Source organism: Bacillus sp. 3255, from assembly GCF_031456485.1.
Classification (GTDB): Bacteria; Bacillota; Bacilli; order Paenibacillales; family NBRC-103111; genus Paenibacillus_E.
In genome coordinates this window covers 56,394-81,964 of record NZ_JAVDUS010000021.1, presented here as the reverse complement: position 1 = coordinate 81,964, position 25,571 = coordinate 56,394, and the positions used below count along the sequence as shown (strand labels likewise).

Annotated in this window: 25 protein-coding genes; 1 reads left to right on the top strand and 24 read right to left on the bottom strand. The window is 49.9% G+C overall.

The genetic code is table 11. The features are described from left to right. Positions 1-19 precede the first annotated feature (19 nt). The 19 genes from J2X61_RS27835 to J2X61_RS27745 all read right to left on the bottom strand — a co-directional run bounded on the left by J2X61_RS27835 (position 20) and on the right by J2X61_RS27745 (position 19,529). Positions 20-1,441, bottom strand: coding sequence for a flagellar hook-length control protein FliK (locus J2X61_RS27835; protein ID WP_310192606.1), 1,422 nt, complete (start codon positions 1,439-1,441; stop codon positions 20-22). Positions 1,442-1,475: 34 nt separating this feature from the next. After that, entirely contained in the window at positions 1,476-2,390 is a 915-nt protein-coding gene (locus J2X61_RS27830) for a MotE family protein (RefSeq protein WP_310192604.1), read from the bottom strand. A 24-nt stretch (positions 2,391-2,414) separates the two neighbouring features. After that, positions 2,415-2,858 (bottom strand): flagellar export protein FliJ, encoded by a 444-nt coding sequence (fliJ, locus tag J2X61_RS27825; RefSeq protein ID WP_310192603.1) that lies wholly within the window; start codon positions 2,856-2,858, stop codon positions 2,415-2,417. 9 nt (positions 2,859-2,867) lie between these two features. Continuing rightward, a complete protein-coding gene (fliI, locus tag J2X61_RS27820) occupies positions 2,868-4,193 on the bottom strand; it encodes a flagellar protein export ATPase FliI (RefSeq protein ID WP_274471313.1) in 1,326 nt (441 codons plus the stop codon). After that, on the bottom strand, positions 4,190-5,017 hold the full coding sequence (locus J2X61_RS27815; RefSeq protein WP_310192600.1) for a FliH/SctL family protein: 828 nt from the start codon (positions 5,015-5,017) through the stop codon (positions 4,190-4,192). Before J2X61_RS27815 ends, fliI begins: the two co-directional genes overlap by 4 nt. Further along, positions 5,010-6,026, bottom strand: coding sequence for a flagellar motor switch protein FliG (gene fliG / locus J2X61_RS27810; protein ID WP_274471310.1), 1,017 nt, complete (start codon positions 6,024-6,026; stop codon positions 5,010-5,012). Before fliG ends, J2X61_RS27815 begins: the two co-directional genes overlap by 8 nt. 12 nt (positions 6,027-6,038) lie before the next feature. Further along, a complete protein-coding gene (gene fliF / locus J2X61_RS27805; protein WP_310192595.1) occupies positions 6,039-7,625 on the bottom strand; it encodes a flagellar basal-body MS-ring/collar protein FliF in 1,587 nt (528 codons plus the stop codon). A gap of 43 nt (positions 7,626-7,668) precedes the next feature. After that, positions 7,669-7,977: a flagellar hook-basal body complex protein FliE gene (fliE, locus tag J2X61_RS27800; RefSeq protein WP_310192592.1), complete on the bottom strand. Its 309-nt coding sequence runs from the start codon at positions 7,975-7,977 to the stop codon at positions 7,669-7,671. 20 nt (positions 7,978-7,997) lie between these two features. Beyond that, positions 7,998-8,447, bottom strand: coding sequence for a flagellar basal body rod protein FlgC (flgC, locus tag J2X61_RS27795; RefSeq protein ID WP_310192590.1), 450 nt, complete (start codon positions 8,445-8,447; stop codon positions 7,998-8,000). Between the two features lie 6 nt (positions 8,448-8,453). After that, the gene (gene flgB / locus J2X61_RS27790) at positions 8,454-8,861 is read right to left on the bottom strand and encodes a flagellar basal body rod protein FlgB (protein WP_274471306.1); all 408 of its coding nucleotides are present in this window, start codon (positions 8,859-8,861) and stop codon (positions 8,454-8,456) included. Positions 8,862-9,083: 222 nt separating this feature from the next. Further along, a complete protein-coding gene (gene codY, locus J2X61_RS27785; protein WP_274471305.1) occupies positions 9,084-9,869 on the bottom strand; it encodes a GTP-sensing pleiotropic transcriptional regulator CodY in 786 nt (261 codons plus the stop codon). 38 nt (positions 9,870-9,907) lie between these two features. Next, positions 9,908-11,308, bottom strand: a complete 1,401-nt coding sequence (gene hslU, locus J2X61_RS27780; RefSeq protein ID WP_274471304.1) for an ATP-dependent protease ATPase subunit HslU — start codon at positions 11,306-11,308, stop codon at positions 9,908-9,910. 33 nt (positions 11,309-11,341) lie between these two features. After that, on the bottom strand, positions 11,342-11,896 hold the full coding sequence (hslV, locus tag J2X61_RS27775) for an ATP-dependent protease subunit HslV (protein WP_274471302.1): 555 nt from the start codon (positions 11,894-11,896) through the stop codon (positions 11,342-11,344). A gap of 197 nt (positions 11,897-12,093) precedes the next feature. After that, on the bottom strand, positions 12,094-13,410 hold the full coding sequence (gene trmFO, locus J2X61_RS27770) for an FADH(2)-oxidizing methylenetetrahydrofolate--tRNA-(uracil(54)-C(5))-methyltransferase TrmFO (RefSeq protein WP_274471301.1): 1,317 nt from the start codon (positions 13,408-13,410) through the stop codon (positions 12,094-12,096). An 11-nt stretch (positions 13,411-13,421) separates the two neighbouring features. After that, positions 13,422-15,524 (bottom strand): type I DNA topoisomerase, encoded by a 2,103-nt coding sequence (topA, locus tag J2X61_RS27765; protein WP_310192582.1) that lies wholly within the window; start codon positions 15,522-15,524, stop codon positions 13,422-13,424. 71 nt (positions 15,525-15,595) lie between these two features. Beyond that, positions 15,596-16,687 carry a DNA-processing protein DprA gene (dprA, locus tag J2X61_RS27760; RefSeq protein ID WP_310192579.1) on the bottom strand — a complete coding sequence of 364 codons (1,092 nt, stop codon included), beginning with the start codon at positions 16,685-16,687 and terminating at the stop codon, positions 15,596-15,598. 117 nt (positions 16,688-16,804) lie between these two features. Next, the gene (sucD, locus tag J2X61_RS27755; RefSeq protein WP_274471298.1) at positions 16,805-17,737 is read right to left on the bottom strand and encodes a succinate--CoA ligase subunit alpha; all 933 of its coding nucleotides are present in this window, start codon (positions 17,735-17,737) and stop codon (positions 16,805-16,807) included. Between the two features lie 51 nt (positions 17,738-17,788). Continuing rightward, positions 17,789-18,949, bottom strand: a complete 1,161-nt coding sequence (gene sucC / locus J2X61_RS27750) for an ADP-forming succinate--CoA ligase subunit beta (protein WP_310192575.1) — start codon at positions 18,947-18,949, stop codon at positions 17,789-17,791. A 322-nt stretch (positions 18,950-19,271) separates the two neighbouring features. Beyond that, positions 19,272-19,529, bottom strand: a complete 258-nt coding sequence (locus J2X61_RS27745) for a hypothetical protein (protein WP_274471295.1) — start codon at positions 19,527-19,529, stop codon at positions 19,272-19,274. Positions 19,530-19,719: 190 nt separating this feature from the next. Here J2X61_RS27745 and J2X61_RS27740 point away from each other — a divergent pair, with 190 nt between their 5' ends. Next, a complete protein-coding gene (locus J2X61_RS27740; protein ID WP_310192572.1) occupies positions 19,720-21,294 on the top strand; it encodes a YifB family Mg chelatase-like AAA ATPase in 1,575 nt (524 codons plus the stop codon). 54 nt (positions 21,295-21,348) lie between these two features. Here J2X61_RS27740 and J2X61_RS27735 read toward each other — a convergent pair whose 3' ends face one another. The 5 genes from J2X61_RS27735 to ylqF all read right to left on the bottom strand — a co-directional run bounded on the left by J2X61_RS27735 (position 21,349) and on the right by ylqF (position 25,563). Then, positions 21,349-21,726, bottom strand: a complete 378-nt coding sequence (locus J2X61_RS27735) for a YraN family protein (RefSeq protein WP_274471292.1) — start codon at positions 21,724-21,726, stop codon at positions 21,349-21,351. Then, positions 21,723-22,040: an EscU/YscU/HrcU family type III secretion system export apparatus switch protein gene (locus J2X61_RS27730; RefSeq protein ID WP_274471290.1), complete on the bottom strand. Its 318-nt coding sequence runs from the start codon at positions 22,038-22,040 to the stop codon at positions 21,723-21,725. Before J2X61_RS27730 ends, J2X61_RS27735 begins: the two co-directional genes overlap by 4 nt. After that, positions 22,037-23,839 carry a hypothetical protein gene (locus J2X61_RS27725; protein WP_310192567.1) on the bottom strand — a complete coding sequence of 601 codons (1,803 nt, stop codon included), beginning with the start codon at positions 23,837-23,839 and terminating at the stop codon, positions 22,037-22,039. Before J2X61_RS27725 ends, J2X61_RS27730 begins: the two co-directional genes overlap by 4 nt. 59 nt (positions 23,840-23,898) lie before the next feature. Continuing rightward, on the bottom strand, positions 23,899-24,549 hold the full coding sequence (locus J2X61_RS27720; protein ID WP_274471666.1) for a ribonuclease HII: 651 nt from the start codon (positions 24,547-24,549) through the stop codon (positions 23,899-23,901). A 153-nt stretch (positions 24,550-24,702) separates the two neighbouring features. After that, positions 24,703-25,563 (bottom strand): ribosome biogenesis GTPase YlqF, encoded by an 861-nt coding sequence (gene ylqF / locus J2X61_RS27715; protein WP_310192564.1) that lies wholly within the window; start codon positions 25,561-25,563, stop codon positions 24,703-24,705. Positions 25,564-25,571 lie beyond the last annotated feature (8 nt).

Genomic DNA, 25,571 nt, shown 5'->3' with positions numbered 1-25,571 from the left:
GCTTCAATGATGCATACATCTAGGCAGTCACATCAAATGAATTTCCGTTCACGGAAGTTCGGACTGTGGCGGTCTGCTCGGCCTCTTGATCGAAATCAAGCGACTCCACCTTATAGCTGCCGGATCCATTTTTGTTTTGACGCTGCGATTGACTGAAAGCTTGTTGTTGACGCTGCTCTTGGAACATGCTGGACTGCATATTCGGACTTTGAGTAACCTCTAGCTTCTCAACTTGCAAGCCTTGCGTTAGAAGCGCTTGTCTCAACTGAGGCAGCTGGTTTTCTAACATTTGCTTGGCAGCTAAGGAATCTGCTGCAAATTGAGCGATAAGTTGACCATCATGCATCGAGATTTTGACGTCGATATGTCCCAGGTTCTTAGGGAACAAGGACAGCTTCGCTTCAGAGAAGCCTTCAGCAACCGTGACTTTCATATTCTTGAGCACATGCTCCGTCATTTCTTCGGCAAAATTGGAAGCATTGATTGTAGCGGAAGCCGCTTTGTCGACTGTCATTGGTGTAAGCTGCGCTTTCTGCAAATCTCCGGCTGTGACAACCGTATTTGCTGTTGTTGCAACCTCGGTAGGGAAATCCACCAGAGCTGGTTGCGATTCCTCTTGGGTTGAAGCCGTCTCAACGAACGATGCTTGCAGCACGTTTCTTAGTGCCAGAACTTCAAGCTTCGATTTGGTTGGTTGAATCATTGTGTAAGAATCGATTCCATCCGAACTCAACTCCTCGGACTTCTTAGCTGCCTGTTTGTGATGACTTACTTTGTCCGTGGAGGCTGACTCCTTTTTGTTGCTTTTCAGCATGCCTTCTATTGCTTCACTAGCGGCAGCCTCCAGAGGTTGCGCTTTACCGCTCGTCATGAGCTCTGTTAACAACGGCTGAATCGTCTCCTGCAAGTCCTGCATGAGGAAATTCAGAATCGGATTCTCGGGTTGTTGTTTCGACAACGACGCTAAAGTAAGCAGCGTATTCTGAGCCTGCAAACTGGTCAGCTCTGACCCTTGCAAATTTAATTTGTTTGTAAGCGCCAAACCGGCTGTTGCCGACGTTACCCCGAACGATTGCAATAACTGTTGTGCATCTGCGAACCATTGCTTAACACCTGGATCCTGCAGCAGTTGCTCGGCTAATGCCGGGTTGCTGTTCATCGCATCAATGACTGCTTCAGGTAAGCTTTGCTCTTCTGTCGCAGTATCTTGAACGACAGCTCCGCTAACCGGCATCACCAGACTTTGCAGCATCTGGAGCAGCATGTCCAGAGAAAGTGCCGGATCGGCTGCATTCAAGTCACCAGCGGTCTGATCTTGTGCAAGCTGATCACCTAATGCTTGACTGAAACCATCCGCAGTTGCCGCATTCGCTGAATTGGTCTTACTTGCTGAAGCTGATGTGCTTGTTGCTGTTGGTACTGCTTGCATTTGTACGTCCATCTTATTCACCTCCTTCCGTCTTGTACAAAGTTCGTTACTGAACCATTTTAGCCGTTATGGAAGCCGCGATTTCCTTGTTTGCATCCGATAGCGCTGACATCACTTTGGAACGGGACGCATTGTCCATGCCGCTAAGAATAGCCAATACTTTATCCGGATTCGCTTTGTTCATTTCTAAAATCACGTTGGCGGCGCTCTTCGGTGTCATGTTCGCGAACGTTTGTCCGAGATCCGACTTGCTGACGGATGTCGATGCCTTCGCCGTGCTCACACCGTTCGTTGCCAATCGCTCTTGTAAGGCGGCAATTTCTCTGTCGCGAACAGGGACTGTGTCTTTAAGTCCCATAGACGCTTCAGCCGCTTTGGCGGCGCTCATCTTTTCCAGGATTGCACCTCTGCTGTCCGACTTCATCATGGAGAAGATCAGTACCATTTCTTTCGGCGTCATCGCTTCCATGATCGGAGCCGCCTTACTAGGCGTCATCTTGGCATACATGCTGGCCAGCTGCGTAATTTGATTCGTGTACTCTTCTTCCGATTGCGTTTTGTCTTTGAGCTGCTCTTCGAGCAGGGCAATCTTTGCATCGGAATCCTTGATGGATTGATCCTTCTGTTCGGATGCCGTTTCAGCCTTTTGCAGAGCGGACTGCAATTCTGCCACTCGTGCATTCAGCTTCGTAATCTCTTCATCCTTCGTCTTCATGTTTTCTTCTGGCGTTGCTGCCTTGCCGGAGCCGGCTTCCACACTTTTCTCTTTCGGAGCAGGGACGACAGCGCCGATTACCGGCGTGTTATGCAGCGCTTTCTGAATACTCGACTTAATATCGTAATCAAAGATTGACAGCAACACGAAGAGCAGGACTGCCGTAAACACAAAGGGGATGACAAACCATATCAGAAACCGCTCCAGTGCACTATAGGATGCACCTTCCATGCTAGTATCGGCCATCTCCTCTTTCCTCCTTTACCTTCCTCAATAAGAGAGTCGTCTGAATCGGTTGGTTGCCATCTCGTCCAGAGCTTCCTGCTCTTTTTTGGCGACAAAAGATTGAAATTGGTTGAATGCCTTCTCTCTTGCCTTCGTCCATACCTTCTCATCGATCATTCTTTCCGAAAGATACTCTTGCTTCTTAAGCACGACGTGCTTAGCTTGTTGAACATCTTTATGCTTGCTGGCGATTTGTTTATCCACGTGGTCCATATAGGTTTGCAGCATGAGCATCTTGGAGATGGACACGGAATCGCTCGACACAGCTGCCATCTCGTTCTGAAGATTTTCTTTCTGCTGAAACAATCCGTGTAAGCTCGTCTCTTCATTCCGCAGCTGCCCCATGGCCTCAGACAAAATCCATTCCGCTTGCGTTCTTTCATTGTTTTTCAAATTGAGAATTTGTTGGAAAGAATAACGAAAATGCATTCAGGACCCTCATCCCTTATAAAATTCATGAATCAGTCGTTGCTGCGCTTCTTCATAAGTTAACTTTTCGCTAGTTCTCTGCTTCGTGAAGTCCCAGATCGCTTCAATATGATCGATAGCGACATCAATATTTGGATTAGAACCTTTTTGGTACGCCCCTATATTAATCAGATCTTCCGAATCTTTATATATAGAGAGTAACCGCTTCAGGTGATCGGCTGCTTCCATATGTTCGGTTGGAACAATTTCTTTCATTACACGGCTGACGCTGGATAACACATCGATCGCTGGGTAATGGCCTCTGTTCGCGATGCTCCGATTCAGCACGATGTGTCCGTCCAGAATCCCTCGAACGGCATCGGCGATCGGTTCGTTCATGTCGTCGCCATCGACCAGTACGGTGTAGAATGCTGTAATGGATCCTTTGGGACCTGTACCCGATCGTTCCAAAAGCCTCGGCAGCATAGCGAAAACAGACGGCGTATAACCGCGCGTTGCAGGCGGCTCGCCAACGGCAAGTCCGACCTCCCGCTGCGCCATGGCGAACCGGGTGACAGAGTCCATCATCATCATGACATTGAGGCCGCGGTCTCTGAAATACTCAGCGATGCTTGTCGCAATCATGGCGCCTTTGATTCGAATCAATGCCGGCTGATCGGATGTGGCTACGATCACAACGGATCTCGCAAGACCCTCGGGACCCAGATCACGTTCAATAAAATCCAGGACTTCACGTCCCCGCTCTCCGATGAGTGCGATTACATTGACATCCGCGGAAGTATTCCGGGCAATCATGCCCATGAGCGTACTTTTACCGACACCGGACCCGGCGAAAATACCGACACGCTGTCCCTTACCGATCGTCAATAAGCCATCGATACAGCGGACTCCTACGGAAATGGGATGAAGCACCCTTGGACGAGCCAGTGGATTGCTTGGCGCATTGTTGGTCGAATATTGTGCCATTCTAGAAGGCAGGAACGATCCGTCCAGAGGTTGGCCCAAACCATCCAGCACTTTGCCCAACAGCTCGTGTCCGACCTGGACCGTGAGTGGTTTGCCCGTTCCGACGACATCGCAGCCGGGACCGATCGCATCCAAATCGCCTAGCGGCATTAGTACCACTTTGTTGCTGCGAAACCCGACGACTTCCGCTTTGAGCGGCTTGGTCGATTTATGCGGGTAGATGTAGCAAAGATCTCCGATGCTTACATCCGGACCTTCGGATTCGACCGTTAAGCCGATGACCTGCGTCACTTTGCCGTTCACGCGAATGGGATCGATGTTGTTCAAGTGATCTTTGTACTTGTCCACTTTCGGTAGCGTGGTACTCATGATGCGGTTCCCTCACTTTGAGTGGCTAACTGCTGCAAGGCTGATTTGATCTCTTTCAACTGCGTGTCGATTCTGGCATCGATGCTTCCGAACGAAGAGCGAATGACACATCCCCGGTCCTGGACGGTCGAATCCGGAATAATCTGGAGCTCGGCTTGGGAATCGATCGAAGTGAGCAATTCTTCGCGGGCATCTTGAATGTAGGCGAATTGAGATGGAGATACGCATAATGCGATAATCCCTGTCTCCCTTCTGCGAGACAGCACGGTTTGAATCAACTCGATGACCCACTCCGGGTTCAACGTTAGTTGTCGACCGATTACTTTCTCGGCAATCGATGTGCTGAGTTCAATGAGAAACGGTTCCGACTCTTGTATAATTTGCTGTTTCAGTTTGTAAGCCTGATCCAAAATTCCTTGGGCTTCCATTAACATTTCACTGTATTCTTGCCGAAGCGTCTCTTCGGCTTGCGTTACGCCTTGGTTGTAGCCTTCTTCGAAGCCGGCCTGCATGGACTGAGCGATATGTTCTTCATCCTCAGCGCGGCGCGACTCCCACCATGCCGCAATCTCAGCTTGCGCTTGATCACGCAGGTCCGAGCATTCCTGCATGGCTTGGTGAATTTGCTCATTCGCGAATGCTTCAGCGTCTTGCAGAATTTGATCTTTCAGATTCGTCGCTTCCATAAGCTCTTGTTGTTGTTCTGGAGTTAGTTGATTCTCATCCTCCAGACCATCCCGAGCGAATTGAAACGGCATTATGCTTTCAACGATTTTCTTATCATCCAATGCATAATAAGCAAATGATTTAATGACATTAGACAATAATATCATCTCCTCCACCGCGTGCGATGATGATTTCTCCTGATTCTTCTAAACGGCGGATCGTCGCAACGATGCGGGTTTGGGCTTCCTCAACGTCACGCAGACGAACAGGTCCCATGAATTCCATTTCTTCCTTGAACGTCTCGGCCATCCGTTTGGACATGTTTTTGAACAGAACGTCACGTACTTCTTCACTTGCCACTTTGAGCGCAAGCTGCAGATCGGCATTCTCGATATCGCGGATAATACGCTGAATGGAACGATTGTCTATATTGACGATATCCTCAAAGACGAACATCCGTTTCTTGATCTCTTCAGCCAATTCAGGATCTTGAATTTCGAGCGAGTCGAGAATCGTACGTTCCGTTCCTCTGTCAACCCCATTCAAGATTTGTACGATAGACGCGATACCGCCGGCATTCGTATAATCCTGCGTAACCGTAGAAGACAGTTTTTGTTCCAGAACCCGTTCCACCTGAGAGATGACTTCCGGAGAAGTGCTGTCCATCAGTGCAATCCGTTTCGCAACATCCGCCTGCTTCTCCTGCGGAAGCGACGACAAGATGATCGATGCTTGATCAGCCTGTAGATAAGACAGCACCAGCGCTATCGTCTGTGAATTTTCATTCTGAATAAAGTTTAAAATTTGTGCAGGATCGGCTTTTCTGGCAAAGTCGAACGGTCGAACTTGCAGCGTTGCCGTCAAACGATTAATAATATCAAGTGCTTTCTGCGAACCGAGCGCTTTCTCCAAGATGTCTTTGGCATAAGCAATCCCGCCCTGCGAGATGAACTCCTGGGCCAGACAAATTTGATGAAATTCTGCCAGAATGGATTCCTTCTCATAGGAATCGACTTTTCGAACATTCGCAATCTCTAGTGTCAGCTGCTCAATTTCTTCTTCTCTCAAGTGTTTGAAAATTTGAGCGGACACCTCCGGGCCTAAACTGATCAAAAGAATGGCTGCCTTTTGTCGCCCGGTTAACCCGTTTAGAGCAGCTTTGGCCATACAAGTGCACCTCTATTCGTCTACTAACCAGGTACGAAGCAGATTGACAAAATCCTCCGGACGTTTCTTCGCAAGAGTTTCCAGCTGCTTACGCACTTGATTGTCATTGGTTACATTTTCCATATCGATCGTAGGAAGCTCCGCTTTCGCCGCGGAAACATTCAAATCCTGATCCATCATTTGCTGCTGAGCGGCTTTTCTGCGTCTTCTGATGGCAAAGCCTGCAATCGCACCGATTGCCAGCGCAGCCAACGCCAAACCTGCATAAGTCAAGTATGTTGTCGTTTTCGAAGCCAGCGTATCCGCAGGTCTTGCGAACGAGTGGGCAAGAACTGTAACTTTTTTCTGCAGTTCCTCGTCTGTATAGGTAGCTTTATTATCAGCCAACGCGGTTCGTACGATATTCACCAAAGCGTTCTGGACGGCTGTTTTCATTTCAACGGTCAAAGAGGTAGGATCATCTTTCACCGGCGGCTCGATTCCTACATTAATACTAAGGTCTTTCACTACATATGGCGTGGAAACGATATCGTTGGTAATACGGTTTACCTCGTAATTAACGGTCTTGCTGTTTTTCTCGGAATTGGAATTACCGGAGTTCGATGATCCGGGGTAACCGGGAACGTCTGTCGTACCAGTCCCAGGCACACCGCCTGTTTCGGAACCGTTATTCTGATAGGACTCGCTTGCTTCCTGCAAAGAAATCTCTAGTCCTTTTTGATCCACTTGATTCGGCGCGGAGACCAGCTGCTCTTTGCTCTTCTTCTGGTCGAAGTTCATGGTCGAGAAGACGCTCACGTTCACCTTATCGCGGCCAAACATCGTGCCAAGCATATTCGTGATGTTTCTCTGCAAATCTTTCTGGAACTTATCATTAATATCCGATTGGCTCGATACCAAACTGGAAGAAGATTGTCCACCCGCTTTGGAAGAGACCAGGCTTTGTCCATACTGATCGGATATCGTGATATTCTCGATCGGAAGATTTTTGATACTGTGTGAGACCAAATTGTAGATCGTATCGATTTTCCCTTGATCCAGTGTGTAGCCTTGCTTCAATTGAAGAACTACGGATGCGGTCGCTTTCTCCTGCTGCTGTTGCAGGAATGGGCCTTCTTCCGGGAGGGAAATCAACACTTTTGAACCTGCGATCGCTTGATTGGAATTAATCAACTGCTGCAGTTCACCTTGAATCGCACTCAAGTATTTCACTTTGAACTCATTATCCGTGATACCAAATGAACTGCTGTTGCTAAAAGCACCGAATCCCAGAGAGCCGTTCTTGTTGAGCCCTTGCGATTCAACTCCAAGCTTTACATTTGCAACTTCACTAGTCGGCACTTCGATACTCTTACCATCAGCACTAAGTTTATAAGGGATCTTAGCAGTATCCAGATAACCTTTAATCGCAGCGGCATCGCTAGGCTGCAGTTCAGTGAAAGCCAACGAATACTCAGTCTTAGACAAATTAATACTAATAATTGCAGCAGTAAGTATCAAAAGGACAACCGTAGCGATAAACGTTATCTTCGTTGTTTTACTATATCGATTCCAATACTGCTTCACTTTATCCCAGTATTGGACCAGGTTCTCGTTCACTCTGTCACCTCATCGAACCAAAGTATTAGCAGCATCTCCTGAATTACAGCTGCATTCTCATCATTTCTTGGTATGCTTCAAGAACTTTATTTCTAACTTGTACCGTCAATTCAAGCCCTAACGATGCTTTCTCGCTAGCGATGGTCAATTGATGCACGTCCGATAGCTCACCTTTGATGAAGCTCTGATTCAGCTGATCAACCTGCTGCTGACTGGTATTCAAATTATTCATGGCATCATTCAAGAAAGAACCGAAACGTTTGCCGAGATCAGCAGCCCCTTCTCCCGAGTGATCCTTGGGCTGTACGGAACTCATGATGTTCAATGGACTGTAACTGATTTTGTCAATCATGCTGCAACCTCCCGTAATAATTATCTACCGATTTCCAATGCCTTGGTTATCATCGATTTACTTGCATTCAATGCGGTTACGTTCGCTTCATACGATCTAGTCGCCGATATCATATCGACCATCTCTTTCAACACGTCAACATTTGGCATATACACAAATCCGTTCGCATCCGCATCGGGATGACTTGGGTTATAAATTTGCTTCAGCGGCGATTGATCTTCAAAAATTTTGTTCACTCGCACGCCTTCCCCCGTTCCATCAGCCATAGCCGTCTGCAGCGATTGTGCAAAGCTCGGCTGGGATTTGGTCTCGAACGAAACAACCTTCCTTGTGTACGGTACCCATTTCCCGTCAACAAACTTCGCCCGCGTCGTATCCGCATTGGCAATATTAGAAGAAACGACGTCCATTCTTAATCGTTGCGCCGTAAGCGCTGAGGCACTGATGTCAAATCCGTTTGTAAGTCTCATAGATTATTATTTACCTCCTAGCACTGTGCGCATTTTCTTGAACTCGCTGTTCATTTGCTGAATCATCGTATTATATTTAAGCTGATTTTTGGCCATCAACGACATCTCGTAATCCATATCGACGTTGTTCATGTTGTTGTTGATCGCTGTTGACTCATCCTTCTTTATTTCAGAAGTTGGCAAATTATTTGATTTGCCTATAAAGAAATGCCTAGGGTTTGTCCGATAACCTTCTATAGAGGGTGTTGATGAATTCATCTCACCTTGTAATAGCTCCTCAAACATAACATCTGAACGCTTAAAGTAGGGTGTATCCACGTTGGCGACGTTGTTCGCAATAACCTTTTGTCTTAGCGTCGATGCATCCAGCGAACGCTCCATCAAATTCCAACTTGGTTTGTCCAACAAAGACATGCGCGCTACCCCCTTTCAATATAGTATTCGACAATATAATTCCACAACCCGAAGAAGTATTCCTTCTTATTTCGACATTATTTTCGGAAAAGAATTTAATATAGATCTTATTGTAGAAATATGTAAAATCTTCGCTTCCCTAATCATCTAAGATATTAGCTAAAGTTACAATAAGAAAAAAGCCCTATCTTTTTATCAGACAGGGCTTTTGCTTCTAAGCTACTATAGCTTCGTTTTGATTTGTTCAATGCTCTGCATCAATTGTTCATTTAGGATACGGATATAAGTGCCTTTCATACCTAGCGAGCGCGTTTCAATCACACCGGCACTTTCCAATTTGCGAAGTGCATTCACGATCACGGAACGGGTAATGCCGACCCTATCCGCAATTTTACTTGCAACGAGCAGCCCTTCCTTCCCGTCCAACTCCTCAAAAATATGCTCCACCGCTTCGAGCTCACTGAAAGAAAGCGAACCGATGGCTACCTGGACGACAGCTTTGCTGCGCGCTTCTTCCTCAATCTCTTCGGCGCGTTCCCTCAATATTTCCATAGCGATTACTGTCGAACCGTATTCCGCCAATACTAAATCGTCATCAATAAAGACACCTTCGTTGCGGCTTAAAATCAATGTCCCCAAACGATCCCCGCCGCCGATGATCGGAACCAATGTCGTGTGCGTATATGGAAACATATCCTTCATTTGTTCCGTGTAATAGAAATACGGACTATTCGGTTCCGAAGTTAACGTGGTCTCTTCAATTTTCAAAAGAAGATTGTTGGATTCCGCCGGGAATCGGCGTTCAAGTAGTATGGCTTGATTCATTTCGGGTGAAATAGGATCATTCGTTGTTGCATACCCCAAAATTTTCCCTTTGCGGCTTACTACGTAAATATTCGCGATAACGATATCCCGCAGCACTTCCGCCATATCCATAAAGCTAACCGCATTTCCCGCTTCCTTTTGCAGCAATCGGTTAAGCCTTCTTGTTTTGTTTAGTAAACTCATGTAACTGCCTCCTACTTACTTCACCATGCAATCTTTCATTATAAGATGTACTGGCTTAAATCTCTATTCTGAACAATTCCGCTTAATTTCTCACGGACGTATTCCGGATTGATGACAAATGATTCTAATGTAAGCTCAGGAGCTTCGAAAGACAAATCTTCCAGAAGTTTCTCCAAAATCGTATGCAAACGGCGCGCTCCGATATTCTCCGTGTTCTGATTCACTTCAACAGCGATTCGGGCAAGTTCATAGATAGCTTCCTCTGCAAACTCAACGGTTATACCTTCGGTTTGCAACAAAGCCGTGTACTGCTTCGTCAGCGCATTTTTGGGTTCTTTCAAAATCGATACAAAATCCTCCAGCGTCAGATCGCTAAGCTCCACGCGAATCGGGAACCTTCCCTGCAGTTCGGGAATCAAATCCGAGGGCTTTGAAATGTGGAAGGCGCCGGCACCGATGAATAACACGTAGTCCGTCTTAACCGGACCGTATTTCGTCACGACAGTCGAACCCTCGACGATCGGCAGAATATCCCGCTGTACACCTTCACGGGAGACATCCGGTCCGCCGCCACCGCCGCGCGTACTGCTTGCAACCTTATCGATTTCATCGATGAAAATAATGCCGGATTGCTCGGCGCGGTAAATCGATTCCTGGATCACATCATCCATATCGATCAATTTCTGCGCTTCTTCCTGCGTCAGCACTTTTCGCGCTTCTTTCACTGGAAGCTTGCGCTTCTTCATTTTCTTCGGAAGCAGGTTGCCAAACATCTCTTGCATGTTCATGCCGGATTGCTCATTGCCTTGGCCGGCAAGCATATCCAACATGGAAGGCGAGGAATCCTCGACTTCGATTTCAACGATTTCGTTTTCTAATTTACCATCAGTCAATTGTTCGGCAATTTGCGCCCTTTTGGATGACAAGTTCGGGTCAGGCACACTTTCCTCCTGATCCGGCTGATTCTGGCCTCCGAACAACATTTCGAACGGATTGCGCTGTGATTTGGATTTCGCCGGACTCGGCGCAAGCAGGGAAACGAGACGCTCGTTCGCCATTTTCTCAGCACGGTCCTTCACCTTCTCCATCCGCTCGCCTTTCACCATACGCACGGAAGTTTCGATCAAGTCCCTTACCATCGACTCGACGTCCCGGCCAACGTAACCAACCTCTGTAAACTTCGTTGCCTCTACTTTAATGAACGGCGCTCCTACCAGCTTCGCCAATCTGCGCGCAATTTCCGTTTTGCCGACACCGGTCGGTCCGATCATCAAAATATTTTTCGGCACGATTTCATCCCGCATGGCCTCATCCACAAGACTTCTCCGATAACGATTCCTTAATGCAATAGCGACCGATTTCTTGGCTTTCTTCTGACCGACAATATAACGATCCAATTCTTGGACAATTTGTTTAGGTGTAAGGGAGCTGTTTGCCATTCGGGTACCCTCCTAGTAATCCAATATAAGCATCTATTCAATCTCTTCAACGATAATATTGTGATTCGTGAACACGCAAATTTCAGCGGCCGTCGTCAGCGCGGCATGAGCGATTTCTTTGGCGCTCAGGTTCGGTGCATGGCGATGCAAAGCTCTCCCGGCTGCCAGCGCAAAGCTTCCTCCGGAACCGATGGCCAGAATACCGTCATCCGGCTCGATAATCTCGCCGTTGCCCGACAGCAGGAGCAGACCGGACGCATCCATCACGATCATCATAGCTTCCAGGCGCCGCAGCACGCGGTCCTGCCGCCAGTCTTTCGTGAGCTCTACCGCCGCACGCTGCAGATTCCCGTGATGCTCCTCCAACTTCCCTTCGAACTTCTCGAAAAGCGTAATCGCATCGGCTACAGATCCGGCGAAACCGGCGATAACCTTCCCTCTATGTAAACGCCTCACTTTTTTGGCACTGCTTTTCATAATCATGCTATTGCCGAATGTAACTTGACCGTCACCTGCTATTGCGCCTTTACCTTGATGACGAATGGCAAAAATCGTTGTCGCGTGAAATTGAGCTTGACTGGAATCCATCTCTTTCACCCCTCCAATGGAATGATACACCTTGAAAGCAAGTCTTTGTTGCAGGTTTCGGTCTAATAAAAGAGATAAACCTCTAGCGAGGTCAATTCTTTCGTAAAGACCGCATCTAGAGGTACATGGTATGAGAAATCGAATGAATAATGATTCAAAACATAATTATAGTAACACAGTAAAGTGTCAAATTACAACTATTCGGCGATCACTTTCGAAAAATTCTGAATACTTTCCAACGCCCGGTTCGCGAGCTTCTCGTACTTCTCTTTTTTGTTCCGGATGCGTTCCGGCAACTGCGGCAATAATCCGAAATTGGCATTCATGGGTTGGAAATGCTTAAAATCGGCGGTTGTGATGTAATGCGCCATACTGCCTAACGTCGTTTCCTCCGGCAGCACTACACAGGACTGACCTTTGGCAAGGCGTCCCGCATTAAGCCCAGCGATTAACCCGGATGCTGCGGATTCGACATACCCTTCGACACCTGTCATTTGACCTGCGAAGAACAAATTCTCACGCCGCTTGTATTGGTATGTCGGCTCTAATAGCTTCGGCGAATTAATGAATGTGTTGCGGTGCATAACACCGTAGCGGACGAACTCGGCTTGTTCCAATCCGGGAATCAGCGACAAGACGCGCTTCTGCTCACCCCATTTGAGATGGGTCTGGAACCCGACCAAATTATAAAGCGTTCCGGCCGCGTTGTCCTGACGAAGCTGTACAACGGCGTGCGGCAGTTTGCCCGTATGCGGATTCACCAAGCCTACCGGTTTCATCGGACCGAACAGCACCGTTTGCTTGCCGCGCTTAGCCATGACTTCAAGCGGCATGCAGCCTTCGAAGTAAATTTCTTTCTCGAATTCTTTCAACTCGGCAACCTCAGCCGTGATCAAGGCTTCGTAGAAAACATTGAACTCCTCTTCGGTCATCGGGCAGTTGAGATACGCCGCTTCGCCCTTATCATACCGGGAAGCGAGGTACACCTTGTTCATATCGATGGAATCCTTCTCTACAATCGGTGCCGCAGCATCATAGAAGTAGAGATATTCTTCTCCGAACAGCTCCTTGAGCTGAGCGGACAAATCCGGCGAAGTCAGCGGCCCTGAAGCAACCACTGTAATCCCTTCCGGCAACACTTGTGCTTCTTCATTGACGACGTCAATCAGCGGGTGGTTGCGCAATGTTTGTGTAACGGCTTGGGAGAAGCCGTCCCGGTCCACGGCTAACGCACCGCCAGCCGGCACGGCGTGACGGTCTGCGCAGGAGAGAATCAGGGAATCCATCCGCCTCATCTCTTCCTTGAGAACGCCCACGGCATTCGTCAGGCCATTCGCTCGCAAGGAGTTGCTGCATACCAGCTCAGCGAATTGATCGGTAATATGCGCAGGCGTCTTCCGGACGTTACGCATTTCGTATAAAGTAACAGGCACGCCTTGACGCGCAATCTGCCAGGCTGCTTCGCTGCCCGCTAGTCCTGCTCCGATGACTGTTACTCTTGGATAATCTGGCAAATCGGACACCTCTAATCTTTCATATCATCAGATTGATCTTCATTTACTTCTTCTTTATGGTCGCATTTCGTACACTGCAGGGTTGCGCCGTTCTTCGTGCGCTTCTCGATCATCATCGAGCTGCATACCGGACAAGGCTTGCTGACCGGCTTATCCCAGGAAACGAAATCACACGTAGGGTAACGGTCGCAACCGTAGAATACGCGTCCCTTTTTGCTTCTGCGCTCGACGATCTTACCTTCATGGCAGCTCGGGCACGTGACGCCGATGTCCTTGATGATCGGCTTCGTATTCCGGCAATCCGGGAACCCGGAGCACGCCAGGAACTTGCCGAACCTGCCCATTTTGTATACGAGTGGCTTGCCGCATTTCTCACAAAGCTCATCGGAGACTTCGTCTTGAATCTCGATCTCCTTCATCTCTTCTTCGGCGAATTCAAGCCGCTTCTTGAAGGAAGCGTAGAACGTGTCCAGAACGCGGACCCAGTCTTCCTTGCCTTCTTCGACAAAGTCGAGCTCTTCCTCCATGTGGGCTGTAAATTCGATATCCAGGATTTCCGGGAAAAACTCCTGCATCAATTGAATGACAAGCTCGCCAAGTTCGGTAGGCACAAACTTCTTCTCTTCGATCGCCACGTATCCGCGTTTCTGAATCGTTTCCAAAGTCGGGGCATACGTACTTGGACGCCCGATTCCCATTTCTTCCAGGGCTCTGACCAAACGCGCTTCCGTATATCTTGGAGGCGGTTGCGTAAAGTGCTGTTTCGGGTCGATGCCTTGCTTCTCCAACGAATCGCCGACGGCAAGGGGAGGGAGCAATTTATCTTCTTCCGTCGTACCGTCATCGTTGCTTTCAACATATACCTTCATGAAGCCCGGGAACTTCATTTTGGATCCGTTGGCGCGGAATAGGGTATCCCCGGCGGTCAAATCGATCGTCATCGTGTCCAGGATGGCCGACGCCATCTGACTGGCAACGAAGCGCTCCCACACGAGTTTGTACAGGCGGTATTGATCTCTGCTGAGGTATTCCTTCACTTGCTCCGGCTCCCGCAATACGGAGGTCGGCCGAATGCCCTCATGCGCGTCTTGCGCATTGGCATTCTTCTTGGTATAGGTGCGCGGCGTTTCCGGATAGTAGGTTTCGCCGAACTTCGCTAAAATGTACTCTTTGGCTTCTTCTTGGGCGACAGGCGAGATCCGGGTTGAATCCGTACGCATGTACGTAATTAAGCCGACGGTACCCTCTTTGCCTAAGTCGATACCTTCATACAGCTGCTGAGCGACGGACATCGTCTTTGATGCCCTGAAGTTCAGCTTGCGCGCCGCTTCCTGCTGCATGGAGCTCGTAATGAAAGGCGGGGACGGGTTGCGCCCGCGCTCCTTCTCTTTCACTTCTTTCACCTTGAACAAACCGGTGCCCATGGCAGCTAGAACTTGATCGACATCCTCGCGTGAAGAAAGTTCCTTCTTCTCGCCGTTGATACTGTGGTATTTGGCTTCGAATACAGCCTTGCCCGCGTTCAATTGAACCGTGATGGACCAGTATTCTTCGGGTTCAAAAGCTTTGATCTCATTCTCACGGTCTTGAATCAGCTTCACCGCTACGGATTGAACGCGCCCGGCCGATAGGCCTTTCTTCACTTTTTTCCAGAGCAGCGGGCTAATCTTGTATCCCACGAGCCGATCCAAAATGCGCCGTGCCTGCTGTGCGTTCACGAGATCCTGATTGATGCGCCGAGGCGTCTTGAAAGCGTCTTTCACCGCATCTTTCGTAATTTCATTAAACACAACCCGGCACAGCTCATCCGAACCGACGTCCAGATAGTGAGCCAGATGCCATGCAATCGCTTCACCCTCACGATCCGGGTCAGCCGCCAGATATATTTTTTTCACTTTTTTGCTTGCATCTTTTAATTCTTTTAATATAGACCCTTTACCACGGATTGTAATGTATTTAGGTTCAAAATTACGCTCAGCTTCTACGCCAATTTGGCTTTTCGGAAGGTCGCGAATATGACCCATTGAGGCTTTTACGATAAATTTGCTTCCTAAATATTTGCCGATGGTTTTGGCTTTTGCTGGTGACTCAACAATGACTAAAGAATCCGCCATGGATCGTCCTTCCTCCCCTCTTAATTTCAAAGGTCAAGTCTATTGGCGAGAAGAAAAACTTCTTGAATTGCTTATGCTAGGATGTAGGTAGAACCTGGAAGCTGTTTAATCGCCTTTTTCAATAGTAAAGATAACAGAACTGCATGCAAATGTCCAAACGTAAATTGACTGCCCTCCAACAAGGTATCGATGGTGACCGGCACATTCGACAGCATTCGTATGATTTCTTCCTCGTCAACTGTCAACGTAAATGCGGAAACCTGCGGCTTGGCAGCCGTCATTTCATTTGAATTTATCATATAATTGTAGTCTTCTACAATTTCTTCAACGCTCGTCACCAGCTTGGCGCCTTCTTTCAACAAATTATGCACGCCGCCGCTCAAACGGGAGTTAATCGAACCCGGTACGGCAAAAACATCCCGCGACTCATCCAGGGCGAAATCAACCGTAATCAAGGATCCGCTGTCCTCAGCCGCTTCAACAACCATCACACCTAAGGATAATCCGGCAATAATACGATTTCTTTGCGGAAACATACCCGGTTTCATCCCGGTGCCGATCGGATATTCCGAGATGATCGCGCCTTCCTGCTCGATCTTCCGAAATAATAACGCATTCTCACGCGGATATATTTGATCAATCGCACATCCGAGTACGGCTACGGTCTTCGCTCTCCCCTGAAGGGCGCCGATATGCGCCTTGCTGTCGATCCCTCGGGCGAGACCGCTTACGATCCGGAAACCGGCTCTGGATAGTGCTGCTGCCCATTCCTCCGCGATCTTCTGGCCATACTGCGTCGGCGTTCGCGTGCCTACGATGCTAATCAGCCGGCCGCTTAGCATGGACAGGCTCCCTTTGACATACAGCACCCAGGGCGGCTGCGCGATCTCTCTCAAGTATTGCGGGTACTCTTTGTCCAGAATCGTCAGGATTTGAATGGATCGCTTCATATATATGTGTAGCCGCTGCTCGATGAAAGCCGGGGTAAACCGCGATGCGATTTGTTCGGCGACTGAGGATCGAATGCCGCTGGCTGCTATTTCGGATGCTGATAGCTCCAACAACACTTGCGGCTCAGGGAAGCGGTTAACAAGCTGGAGCATCGTCTTCCATCCAACGCCTTCAAGTTCATGAAGACCAAATAAAATCAATCGATTATCCATTAGTATATACACTCCTTACTCGAATGACAAATCCTTGCAAAGCTTGAAAAAAGAAAAAACCTTCCAAGTCCCTAAAATGAGGGATTTGGAAGGTTGCTTACCTTCGTATAGAAGTATTTATTTTTTGGTAATAACTTTGTCCAGCATGCCTTTTTCTTCCAGGACGCTAACAAGCGTGGAGCCCATTTCGGAAGGTGTAGCGGCAACGCGGATTCCGCATCTTTCCATAGTCGCTACTTTCTCAGCAGCTGTTCCTTTACCACCGGAAATGATCGCACCGGCATGGCCCATACGTTTTCCTGGAGGCGCAGTTTTACCGCCGATGAAGCCGACAACCGGCTTCGTCATGTTCGCAGCGACCCACTCAGCCGCTTCTTCTTCTGCGGTTCCGCCGATTTCACCGATCATGATGACAGCGTATGTGTCTGGGTCTTCGTTAAAACGTTTGAGGATATCGATAAACTCGGAGCCTTTAACAGGGTCCCCACCGATACCTACTGCGGAGGATTGTCCGATTCCGCGAGTTGTCAATTGGTGAACCGCTTCGTACGTCAATGTTCCGGAACGGGAAACAACACCGACGTGACCTGGCGTATGGATGTAGCCTGGCATAATACCGATTTTGCACTCGCCTGGTGTAATAACGCCCGGGCAGTTTGGTCCGATTAGGACCGTTCTTTTGCCTTCCATGTAACGTTTCACGTTAACCATGTCAAGCACTGGAATACCTTCCGTGATACAGATAACAAGATCCAGATCCGCGTCAACCGCTTCGATGATGGATTCTGCAGCGAATGCCGGTGGTACGTAGATAACGGATGCCGTTGCACCCGTAGCTTTTTTAGCTTCGATAACCGTGTTGAAAACCGGAAGTTGAACAAGTTCACCGTTTTCCAGTGTGATGTCGACTTTTGTTCCGCCTTTGCCTGGGGTTACGCCACCAACCATTTGTGTGCCGTATTCAAGACCGCCTTTGGTATGAAACAAACCCGTAGCGCCGGTAATACCTTGAGTAATGACTTTTGTATGTTTATTGACCAAAATACTCATGATCTTTTGTTCACATCCCCTATATTATTTAAAAACCGCTCGGGTTTAGAGTTATTTCACAAGTGCAACGATTTTTTGCGCGCCGTCTGCCATCGAGTCTGCAGCAACGATATTCAAGCCGGATTCGTTAAGAATTTTCTTGCCGAGCTCCACATTGGTGCCTTCAAGACGAACAACAAGCGGACGGGATAAGCCAAGCTCTCTAGCTGCAGCAACAACACCGTCAGCGATGACGTCACAACGCATGATACCGCCGAAAATGTTAACGAAAATACCTTTCACTTGCTCATCGGAAAGGATGATTTTGAAAGCTTCTGTTACTTTCTCTTTCGTAGCGCCGCCGCCTACGTCTAGGAAGTTAGCAGGGTCTCCGCCGTAGTGCTTGATGATGTCCATCGTAGCCATTGCAAGTCCTGCACCGTTAACCATACAGCCGATGTTACCATCAAGTGCGATGTAGCTAAGGTCATATTTCGAAGCTTGGATTTCTTTGGCATCTTCTTCTTCCAGATCGCGAAGCGCAACGATATCTTTGTGACGGAAAAGAGCGTTGGAATCAAAGTTCAATTTGGCATCCAAAGCCATTACGTCGCCGTCGCCTGTAACAACCAACGGGTTGATTTCGGCGATGGAGCAATCTTTCTCTACGAATGCTTTATAAAGAGCGAGCATGAATTTAGCAGCTTTGCCAACCAGCTCGTTAGGAATGTTAATGTTGTACGCCAGTCTGCGAGCTTGGAAAGCTTGAAGACCGATAGCAGGATCTACAACTTCTTTGAAGATTTTCTCAGGGGAGTGTTCGGCAACCTCTTCGATTTCCGTACCGCCCTCTTCCGAAGCCATCATAACAACGGAGCCTGTAGCGCGGTCAACAACCACACCTACATAATATTCTTTCTTAATGTCACAGCCTTGTTCGATCAGAAGGCGCTTGACTTCCTTGCCTTCCGGACCTGTTTGGTGAGTGACCAGAACTTTACCAAGAATTTCGCTAGCATATGTACGAACTTCATCGAGGTTTTTGGCTACCTTAACGCCGCCGGCTTTACCGCGACCTCCGGCATGAATTTGCGCCTTTACTACGACGACGGATGTTCCGAGTTCTTTCGCTGCTTCAACAGCTTCGTCAACGGTGAAAGCAACTTTCCCGTTAGGAACGCTGACTCCGTACTGTCTCAGGACTTCTTTGCCTTGGTACTCATGGATATTCATTTCCTAAAATCCTCCTATCAGTATGGACTTTCTATACGTGCTATACAGGGAAAAAGTGTAATTTTCCAATTTGCGTTATGCACGAAATAATTCTTGCTGCCGGAATTAGTATCACACTTCTTCACAAGCCCTAACCATTGTATCACTAATTTTCGACAGTTTCCTTATTTTTTTCGTGAATCCATTCAAACTTTCCTTTCACACTGAAAAACTTTAGCTATCACTGATCAACTAATCCTACACAGGGTTAACTTCTACCCTCTATTTATAACTAAAAAAGACGTATTTTCCATGAACTGAAAAATCCGTCTTTCGCACGATATCAATAATGTGGCGTTGTCGGTGTATTCATCCGCGGCTCGCGCTCCGCTTGCTTGATAAAGCGCAATTCATTTCCTGTAAAGGAGCAGACCAGGCACTGAATCATAGGCTCTTCCTCGGGTATCGCATCAGGATCATTGAACTGCGTGATGCTTCCGGACAGAGCATCCTTCACAAAGGATTGCGCATAGCTCGTGATTATACTGAATTTAATCCGGTTCGAGCGGCAATTGGGACAAAAATACGGTTTTTCCTGCATGTCATCACCTCATCTTCCAGTATGTGCACGTAAAGCCTATTTAAAACGTTTTTCTGCCGCCGCAAGGATTGCGTAATTTTACCATTTTCTATACAATATAGGAAAAGAAGCGGATGGATAAGGAAGCACCTTTTATCCCATGAACAGCTTATAGGCTGGTCAAACCATGGAGAGGGAAGGTGTTTTTCGTATGTATGGAAAAGTTTGGAGCGCCTGCTTGCAAGGCATTGAAGGACGGACCATCGAGGTGGAAGTGGATATCTCCAGCGGACTGCCCCAAATGAATCTGGTCGGTCTGCCGGATCCGGCCATCCGGGAGTCGGTGGAACGTGTCCGGTCCGCCATCAAGAATGGCGGCTATGCTTTCCCCATGGACCGGATCACCGTGAATCTGGCGCCTGCTGACTTGCGCAAGGAAGGCTCCTCCTTCGATTTGGCCATTGCCGTCGCGATTCTGATGACGACCGGCCAAGTGTCGCCGGAATGCCTGCAGATGACGTTATTTCTTGGCGAGCTGGCGCTTGACGGATCGCTGAGACCGGTACCGGGCGTTCTCTCGATGGTGCATGCGGCGAAGCAAATCGGAATGAAGCGGATATGCGTACCTCATGCGAATGCCGCTGAAGCCGCATTGATCCGAGGCATCGAGGTATGCGGGCTATCGGCGCTCTCCGATTTCAAGCGGTGGACCAAGGAAACCGACAACGAGTTCTTATTTCATGCGATCAACAACAATCAATTCTTTGAAGCCTCGACAAATCTCGCCTCCCCCACGCCATTTGTCGAAGATTACACCGACGTCAACGGTCAACACCAAGTCAAAAGAGCACTGACCATAGCGGCAGCCGGCATGCACAACATCCTGTTGATCGGTCCGCCAGGGACTGGCAAATCGATGCTGATCAAACGCATGCCATCCATTTTGCCGCCGATGTCGGATGCCGAGGCGCTGGAGGTGACGAAAATTTACAGCGCCGCCGGAAAGCTGCCTGACCGCACAATGCTGATGCGGACACGTTCTTTTCGCGCGCCTCATCATACGATTTCCTCGGCCGGTTTAGTCGGAGGAGGCACATTGCCGAAACCGGGAGAAGTCAGTTTGGCGCATCGAGGTATTCTGTTTCTAGATGAGCTGCCCGAATTCACGAGAAATGCGCTCGAAGTGCTGAGACAACCGCTCGAAGACCGCACGGTTACGATAGCCAGGGCTAGAGCCGTCTACACATTTCCCGCACAGTTTATTTTGGCGGCGGCCATGAATCCGTGTCCCTGCGGCTTCTATGGGGCAGAAACTGAATCCAACGCCTGCATCTGCTCACCAGCCAAGACCGTTCAATACCGCTCCAAAATATCCGGACCTCTGCTGGACCGGATCGATCTGCATGTCGAAGTGCCGAAGCCCGACTACGATCAATTGAAAGAGCGAAAGGACGCTCTGTCGTCGCAAGAAATGCTCAACTCTGTGCTAATCGCCCACAGGCGGCAGCAGCAGCGCTATGCCGGAACTCCCCTTCACCATAACAATGAATTGAGCGGAAGCTTTCTACGCCAAATCTGCCGGTTAACCGCTGAAGGAGATCAGCTGCTCCGCACTTCATTCGAAGCCTTGGGATTAAGCGCCAGAGCACACGACCGCATTCTCCGGCTTGCGCTCACGATTGCGGATCTCGAGCAGAGCGATGCGATCCTCCCCGCCCATCTGGCCGAGGCCATCCAATACCGCAGCTTGGATAAACAGCAGCATGCAGACGGTTCGTTCCCCTGACATACAGAAGAGCCTTATGTCTCGGAGTTCGACCAAATAGGCTGAACGACGGAATCAGAAGGCTCCTTCGATATGTTCAATATGAGGCTGCGAACCGTCGCTCGTCAGCTCGACGGTAATGACGTCGAAACGAACGGACTGTTCGTACTTTCGATGGCGGTGCAAATAGTGTTGGACAACTTCTCTGACCTTGCTTTGTTTGCGGAGATCGACCGATTCTTTGGCCAGGCCAAAGCGACCGGAAGGCCGCCTCGTACGTACCTCAACCACAACGAGCATCCCTGCATGTTCTGCTACGATATCCAGCTCGCCTGCACGGCAGCGCCAATTCCGCTCGAGAATCCGGTAATCCAGACGGCATAGATAAGCCTCCGCTAGGTCTTCGCCAAGCTTGCCCAACTGTTTCCTGTCATCCTTGCGTCTGTCCGTCATAAGTCATTCCTCTGTGCACGCATTCGGTTATCGGAACGATAAATAAAGCTCAATACTTCCGCAACAAGCTGATACAGTTCAGGAGGAATTTCCTGGTCCAGATCAAGCTTCGACAACACTTCCACCAAGGAGGAATCTTCCTGAATCGGGATGCCGTTATCGATCGCCTTCTGCAAGATGGCTTCCGCCACTTGCCCTTTGCCCTTGGCGATCAGCGTCGGCGCTTTCTGCGTCTCCGGCGAGTAGCGAAGGGCGACTGCTTTCTTAATGGGGGTAGGTTCAGGCGTTCCACGTGCATTTTTGTCTTTGTTCATGCTCTGACATCTACCCCTTTGTACGTTTTGGGGAGATAGAGCGAACGGAGATCGGCTCTCCCGTCCGAAACCGCATTGGACGCAGCGCCCTCCTCTTTGGGCAGCGGCTGCGGGTACGGCGAGCATTTTAGGGATATAAATTGGTAACCCGCCTTCTGCATGGCGGAGGTGATATCTTCTTTGGACGCTTCCATCAGCGGTCCGAGAGCCGGATGATCGTTATGGATCGTCAGGGAGACGATTTTGTTCACGACATGCACGTCCACAAGCGTATTGCCCATTACCTTCATCTGCAAATCAAAAAGCAGACGGCAGTTGCTTGCATCGAGTTCTCCGCGTTTGCCTTTGCGGGATTGAATATGAACGGCAGCCGATTGCTGGCCCGTTCCGTCAAGGAAAGGAACAAACAGTGTCATATGAGCGAACATGGCGTTCTTATCGCCTGTCAGCATGAGCTGCTGGCCTGTCACTTGGCTTAAAGCTTGCTGCGCCGCCTCTTTAAGCGGTACCGGCGTATCGTCCGAGGCTGTCAGCTGCAGCAACAGACTCTTCAGCGTTTCCGATGAGGCCGGCTTGACCGTTTCCTCCTGACTAGAGGCTGCGGCGAGCGGCACCGGCTGAAGATCGTCCGCTTGAGCCTTATGGCGTACGAAAGCCTCGCCCCGCTCATCCAGCTTCGCTGCTACCTGAGCCTCGTGCTCGACGCCTACGGCCTTCAACATCCGGCTGATCCAGTTCGTCTCCGGAACAGCCTCCGGCACCTCAGACGCACCGCTGTGCGTCTGCAGCGCGCCCTCAGCCGCCTTCTGCGCAGGCGGCTCCTTCGCAGGCTCAGCGCTTCGCGCCTGAGCCTCCGGCACAGCCGCCCGCCCGGCGGGGGCGGCCTTCGCTTCCGCCGCTGGCTCCGCCGGGGCGGCGGCACGCTCCGCGCTTGGCGCAGCCGCGCGGACGTCCGTGCCCGCCGGCTGCGCAGGCGCGGCGGGCGGGGCAGCTGCGGCAGCGGGCGCAGGCGCGCTGCCTTGTCCGCCCGGCGGCCCCGCAGGAGCCGCCGCTGCAGCAGGGCCAGCCTGCGGCGAGGCTGGCGGGGCCGGCACCGCGGCCGGCGCTTCCGGCGGCCGCGCGGGCCATGTCGCTGCGGCGGAAGCCCGCAGCTCCTTCAGCAGCGCGACGACCTGCTTCGCGATGTCCGCCGCCGGATGCTGCGGCTCGTTCTCGAGGAGCGCCGCCGCCTGCCGTTCCAGCCCTTCCAGCACTTGCCCGACGGGCGGGCCTGAGGTCACCTGTCTCAGCGCCCCAACGGTTTCTTGCGTCAGGGGCAGCCCCTTTTTATGCGCAAGGACGGCCGCTTGCATCCATTCTTCCTTGTTCACGCCCTCAGGCACGCTGCTCATTAAAGCTTCGAACGCTTTCACGTTCTCCTTGGAGACGGGAACGCCTTCCTGCTGCATCGTCTGTACCATCTGACGGGCGCCTGCGGTATCCTTCACTGCAAAAGCCTTGAGCAGCTCGCCCATGGAATCCTCAGTAATTTGAACATCCGAAGCCGTTAGCGGCTTGAGCACAATTTGCCCGCCGCTGGATTCCGGCTGAACCTGCAAATAAGTCACGTCACCCTGCTTAAGCGGCGTTTCCAGCTTCGCTCTTACTTGAACACCGCCGATATTCAGCATAGCCTCCTGATCGCTTAGAAGCTGGAGCACGACACCTTTCACCACCTGACCGACTTTCAATTCAAGCACTTTGCTGTCGGCCGCCGTCAGATCGCCAACCAAGCTGCGAATTAATCCGCTGATGTTCATCCGTTCACCTCGATTTATCGATCGTTTATGTATAGTATCGGTTGACACTCGCCAATTGTTTAGATGGGAAGATCAAGCTCCAACTGCTCGGACATCCCCTCTGCCGGCTTCTCTTCCAGCTCCGCCATCACTTTACGAATAAAAAGCTTCCTATGCAGCGGCGTAGGCCCGTAACGCAGCAGCATCTCTCTATGATGCTTGGTAGCATAACCTTTATGTACAGCCAAACCGTATTCCGGGAAGAGCTCGTCCCATTCGGCGCACATCCGGTCTCTTGTCACTTTGGCAATAACCGATGCAGCGGCAATGGACTGGCTTCGTGCATCCCCATGAATAATCGCCGTTTGCGGCATATCCATATCAACGGTCTCGGCATCGACCAGCAAATAATCCGGCCTCGTCTTTAATTGCTCGACCGCCTGTTTCATCGCCAATCTGGCAGCTTGTTTAATATTGATAGCTTCGATCGTATCCACATCGACGATACCAAGACCTACAGCCACAGCCTCATTCATAATTTGCTCGTACAGCGCATCTCGCTTCTTCTCCGACAGCTTCTTCGAATCGTTGACGCCTTCCAGTACATAGCCTTTGGGCAGGATGACCGCGGCCGCAACGACATCGCCGAATAGACAGCCTCTTCCGACCTCATCGATGCCGGCAATCAGGCCGAATCCTTGCTCCCATACGTCTTTCTCATGCTCCAGCAAGCTCTTCGCCCCTTTCCATCTCACCATTATAAGGGATTACCGCAGCGGCAAGCCATACCATTTTTTACATCCGGTTCGGTATTCCGCGTAAAAAAGCCACTTGCGAAACAGGCCTCATCGCCGTTTGCAAGTGACTTCTTCACTTGAGTTTCCTTATGGCTTTTCTAAAGAAATCCGTCCCATCTTCCCGGCACGAAGCTCTCGGATAATGATCAGGGACGCTTTATCCAAATCGACCTTCCCGCCGCTGACAATGGCGCCGCGCTTTCGGCCGATAGCCTCCATGACTTGAATAACTTCATGGACGTTCTCCATATCTTCAGGCAGCTCGGTAATTCCGAATCTCTCTTGAAGACCCGTCCCGTAATTCTCTACCATGTACCGCACGACGAACAGCGCAATCTCGTCCAGATGGAGCAGCTCTTCCTTGATCGCCCCCGTCGCGGCTAGCCGCATACCAACGGTCTGATCCTCGAATTTCGGCCACAGAATACCCGGCGTATCCAGCAAATCCATCTCAGTCCCGACTTTAATCCATTGCTGCCCTTTGGTCACGCCAGGCTTATCGCCGGTCGCGGCAATTTTCTTGCCGGCCAAATGATTCGTCAGCGTCGATTTCCCGACGTTCGGAATCCCCACGATAAGAGCGCGTATCGCTCTAGGATTCATCCCTTTGCTGATCTGCTGCTCAATCTTGTGTGCCCAAAGCTGCTTCACCCGCGGCAAAATTTCTTTGACGTTCGTACCGTTCGCCGCATCAATCGGCAAAGCCGGCAAGCCAAGCTCTCCGAAATATTTGACCCATTGCGCCGTCACCTGCGGATCGGCCAAATCGCTTTTGTTCAAGAGCACCAATCGGGGCTTGCCCTTCAGAATCTCATCTACCATCGGGTTCCGGCTCGAGAGCGGTATGCGGGCATCCAGAAGCTCAATGACGACGTCAATCAGCTTCAGCTTTTCTTCAATCTGTCTCCGAGCTTTGGTCATGTGACCGGGAAACCATTGAATGGTCATTCTAGTTC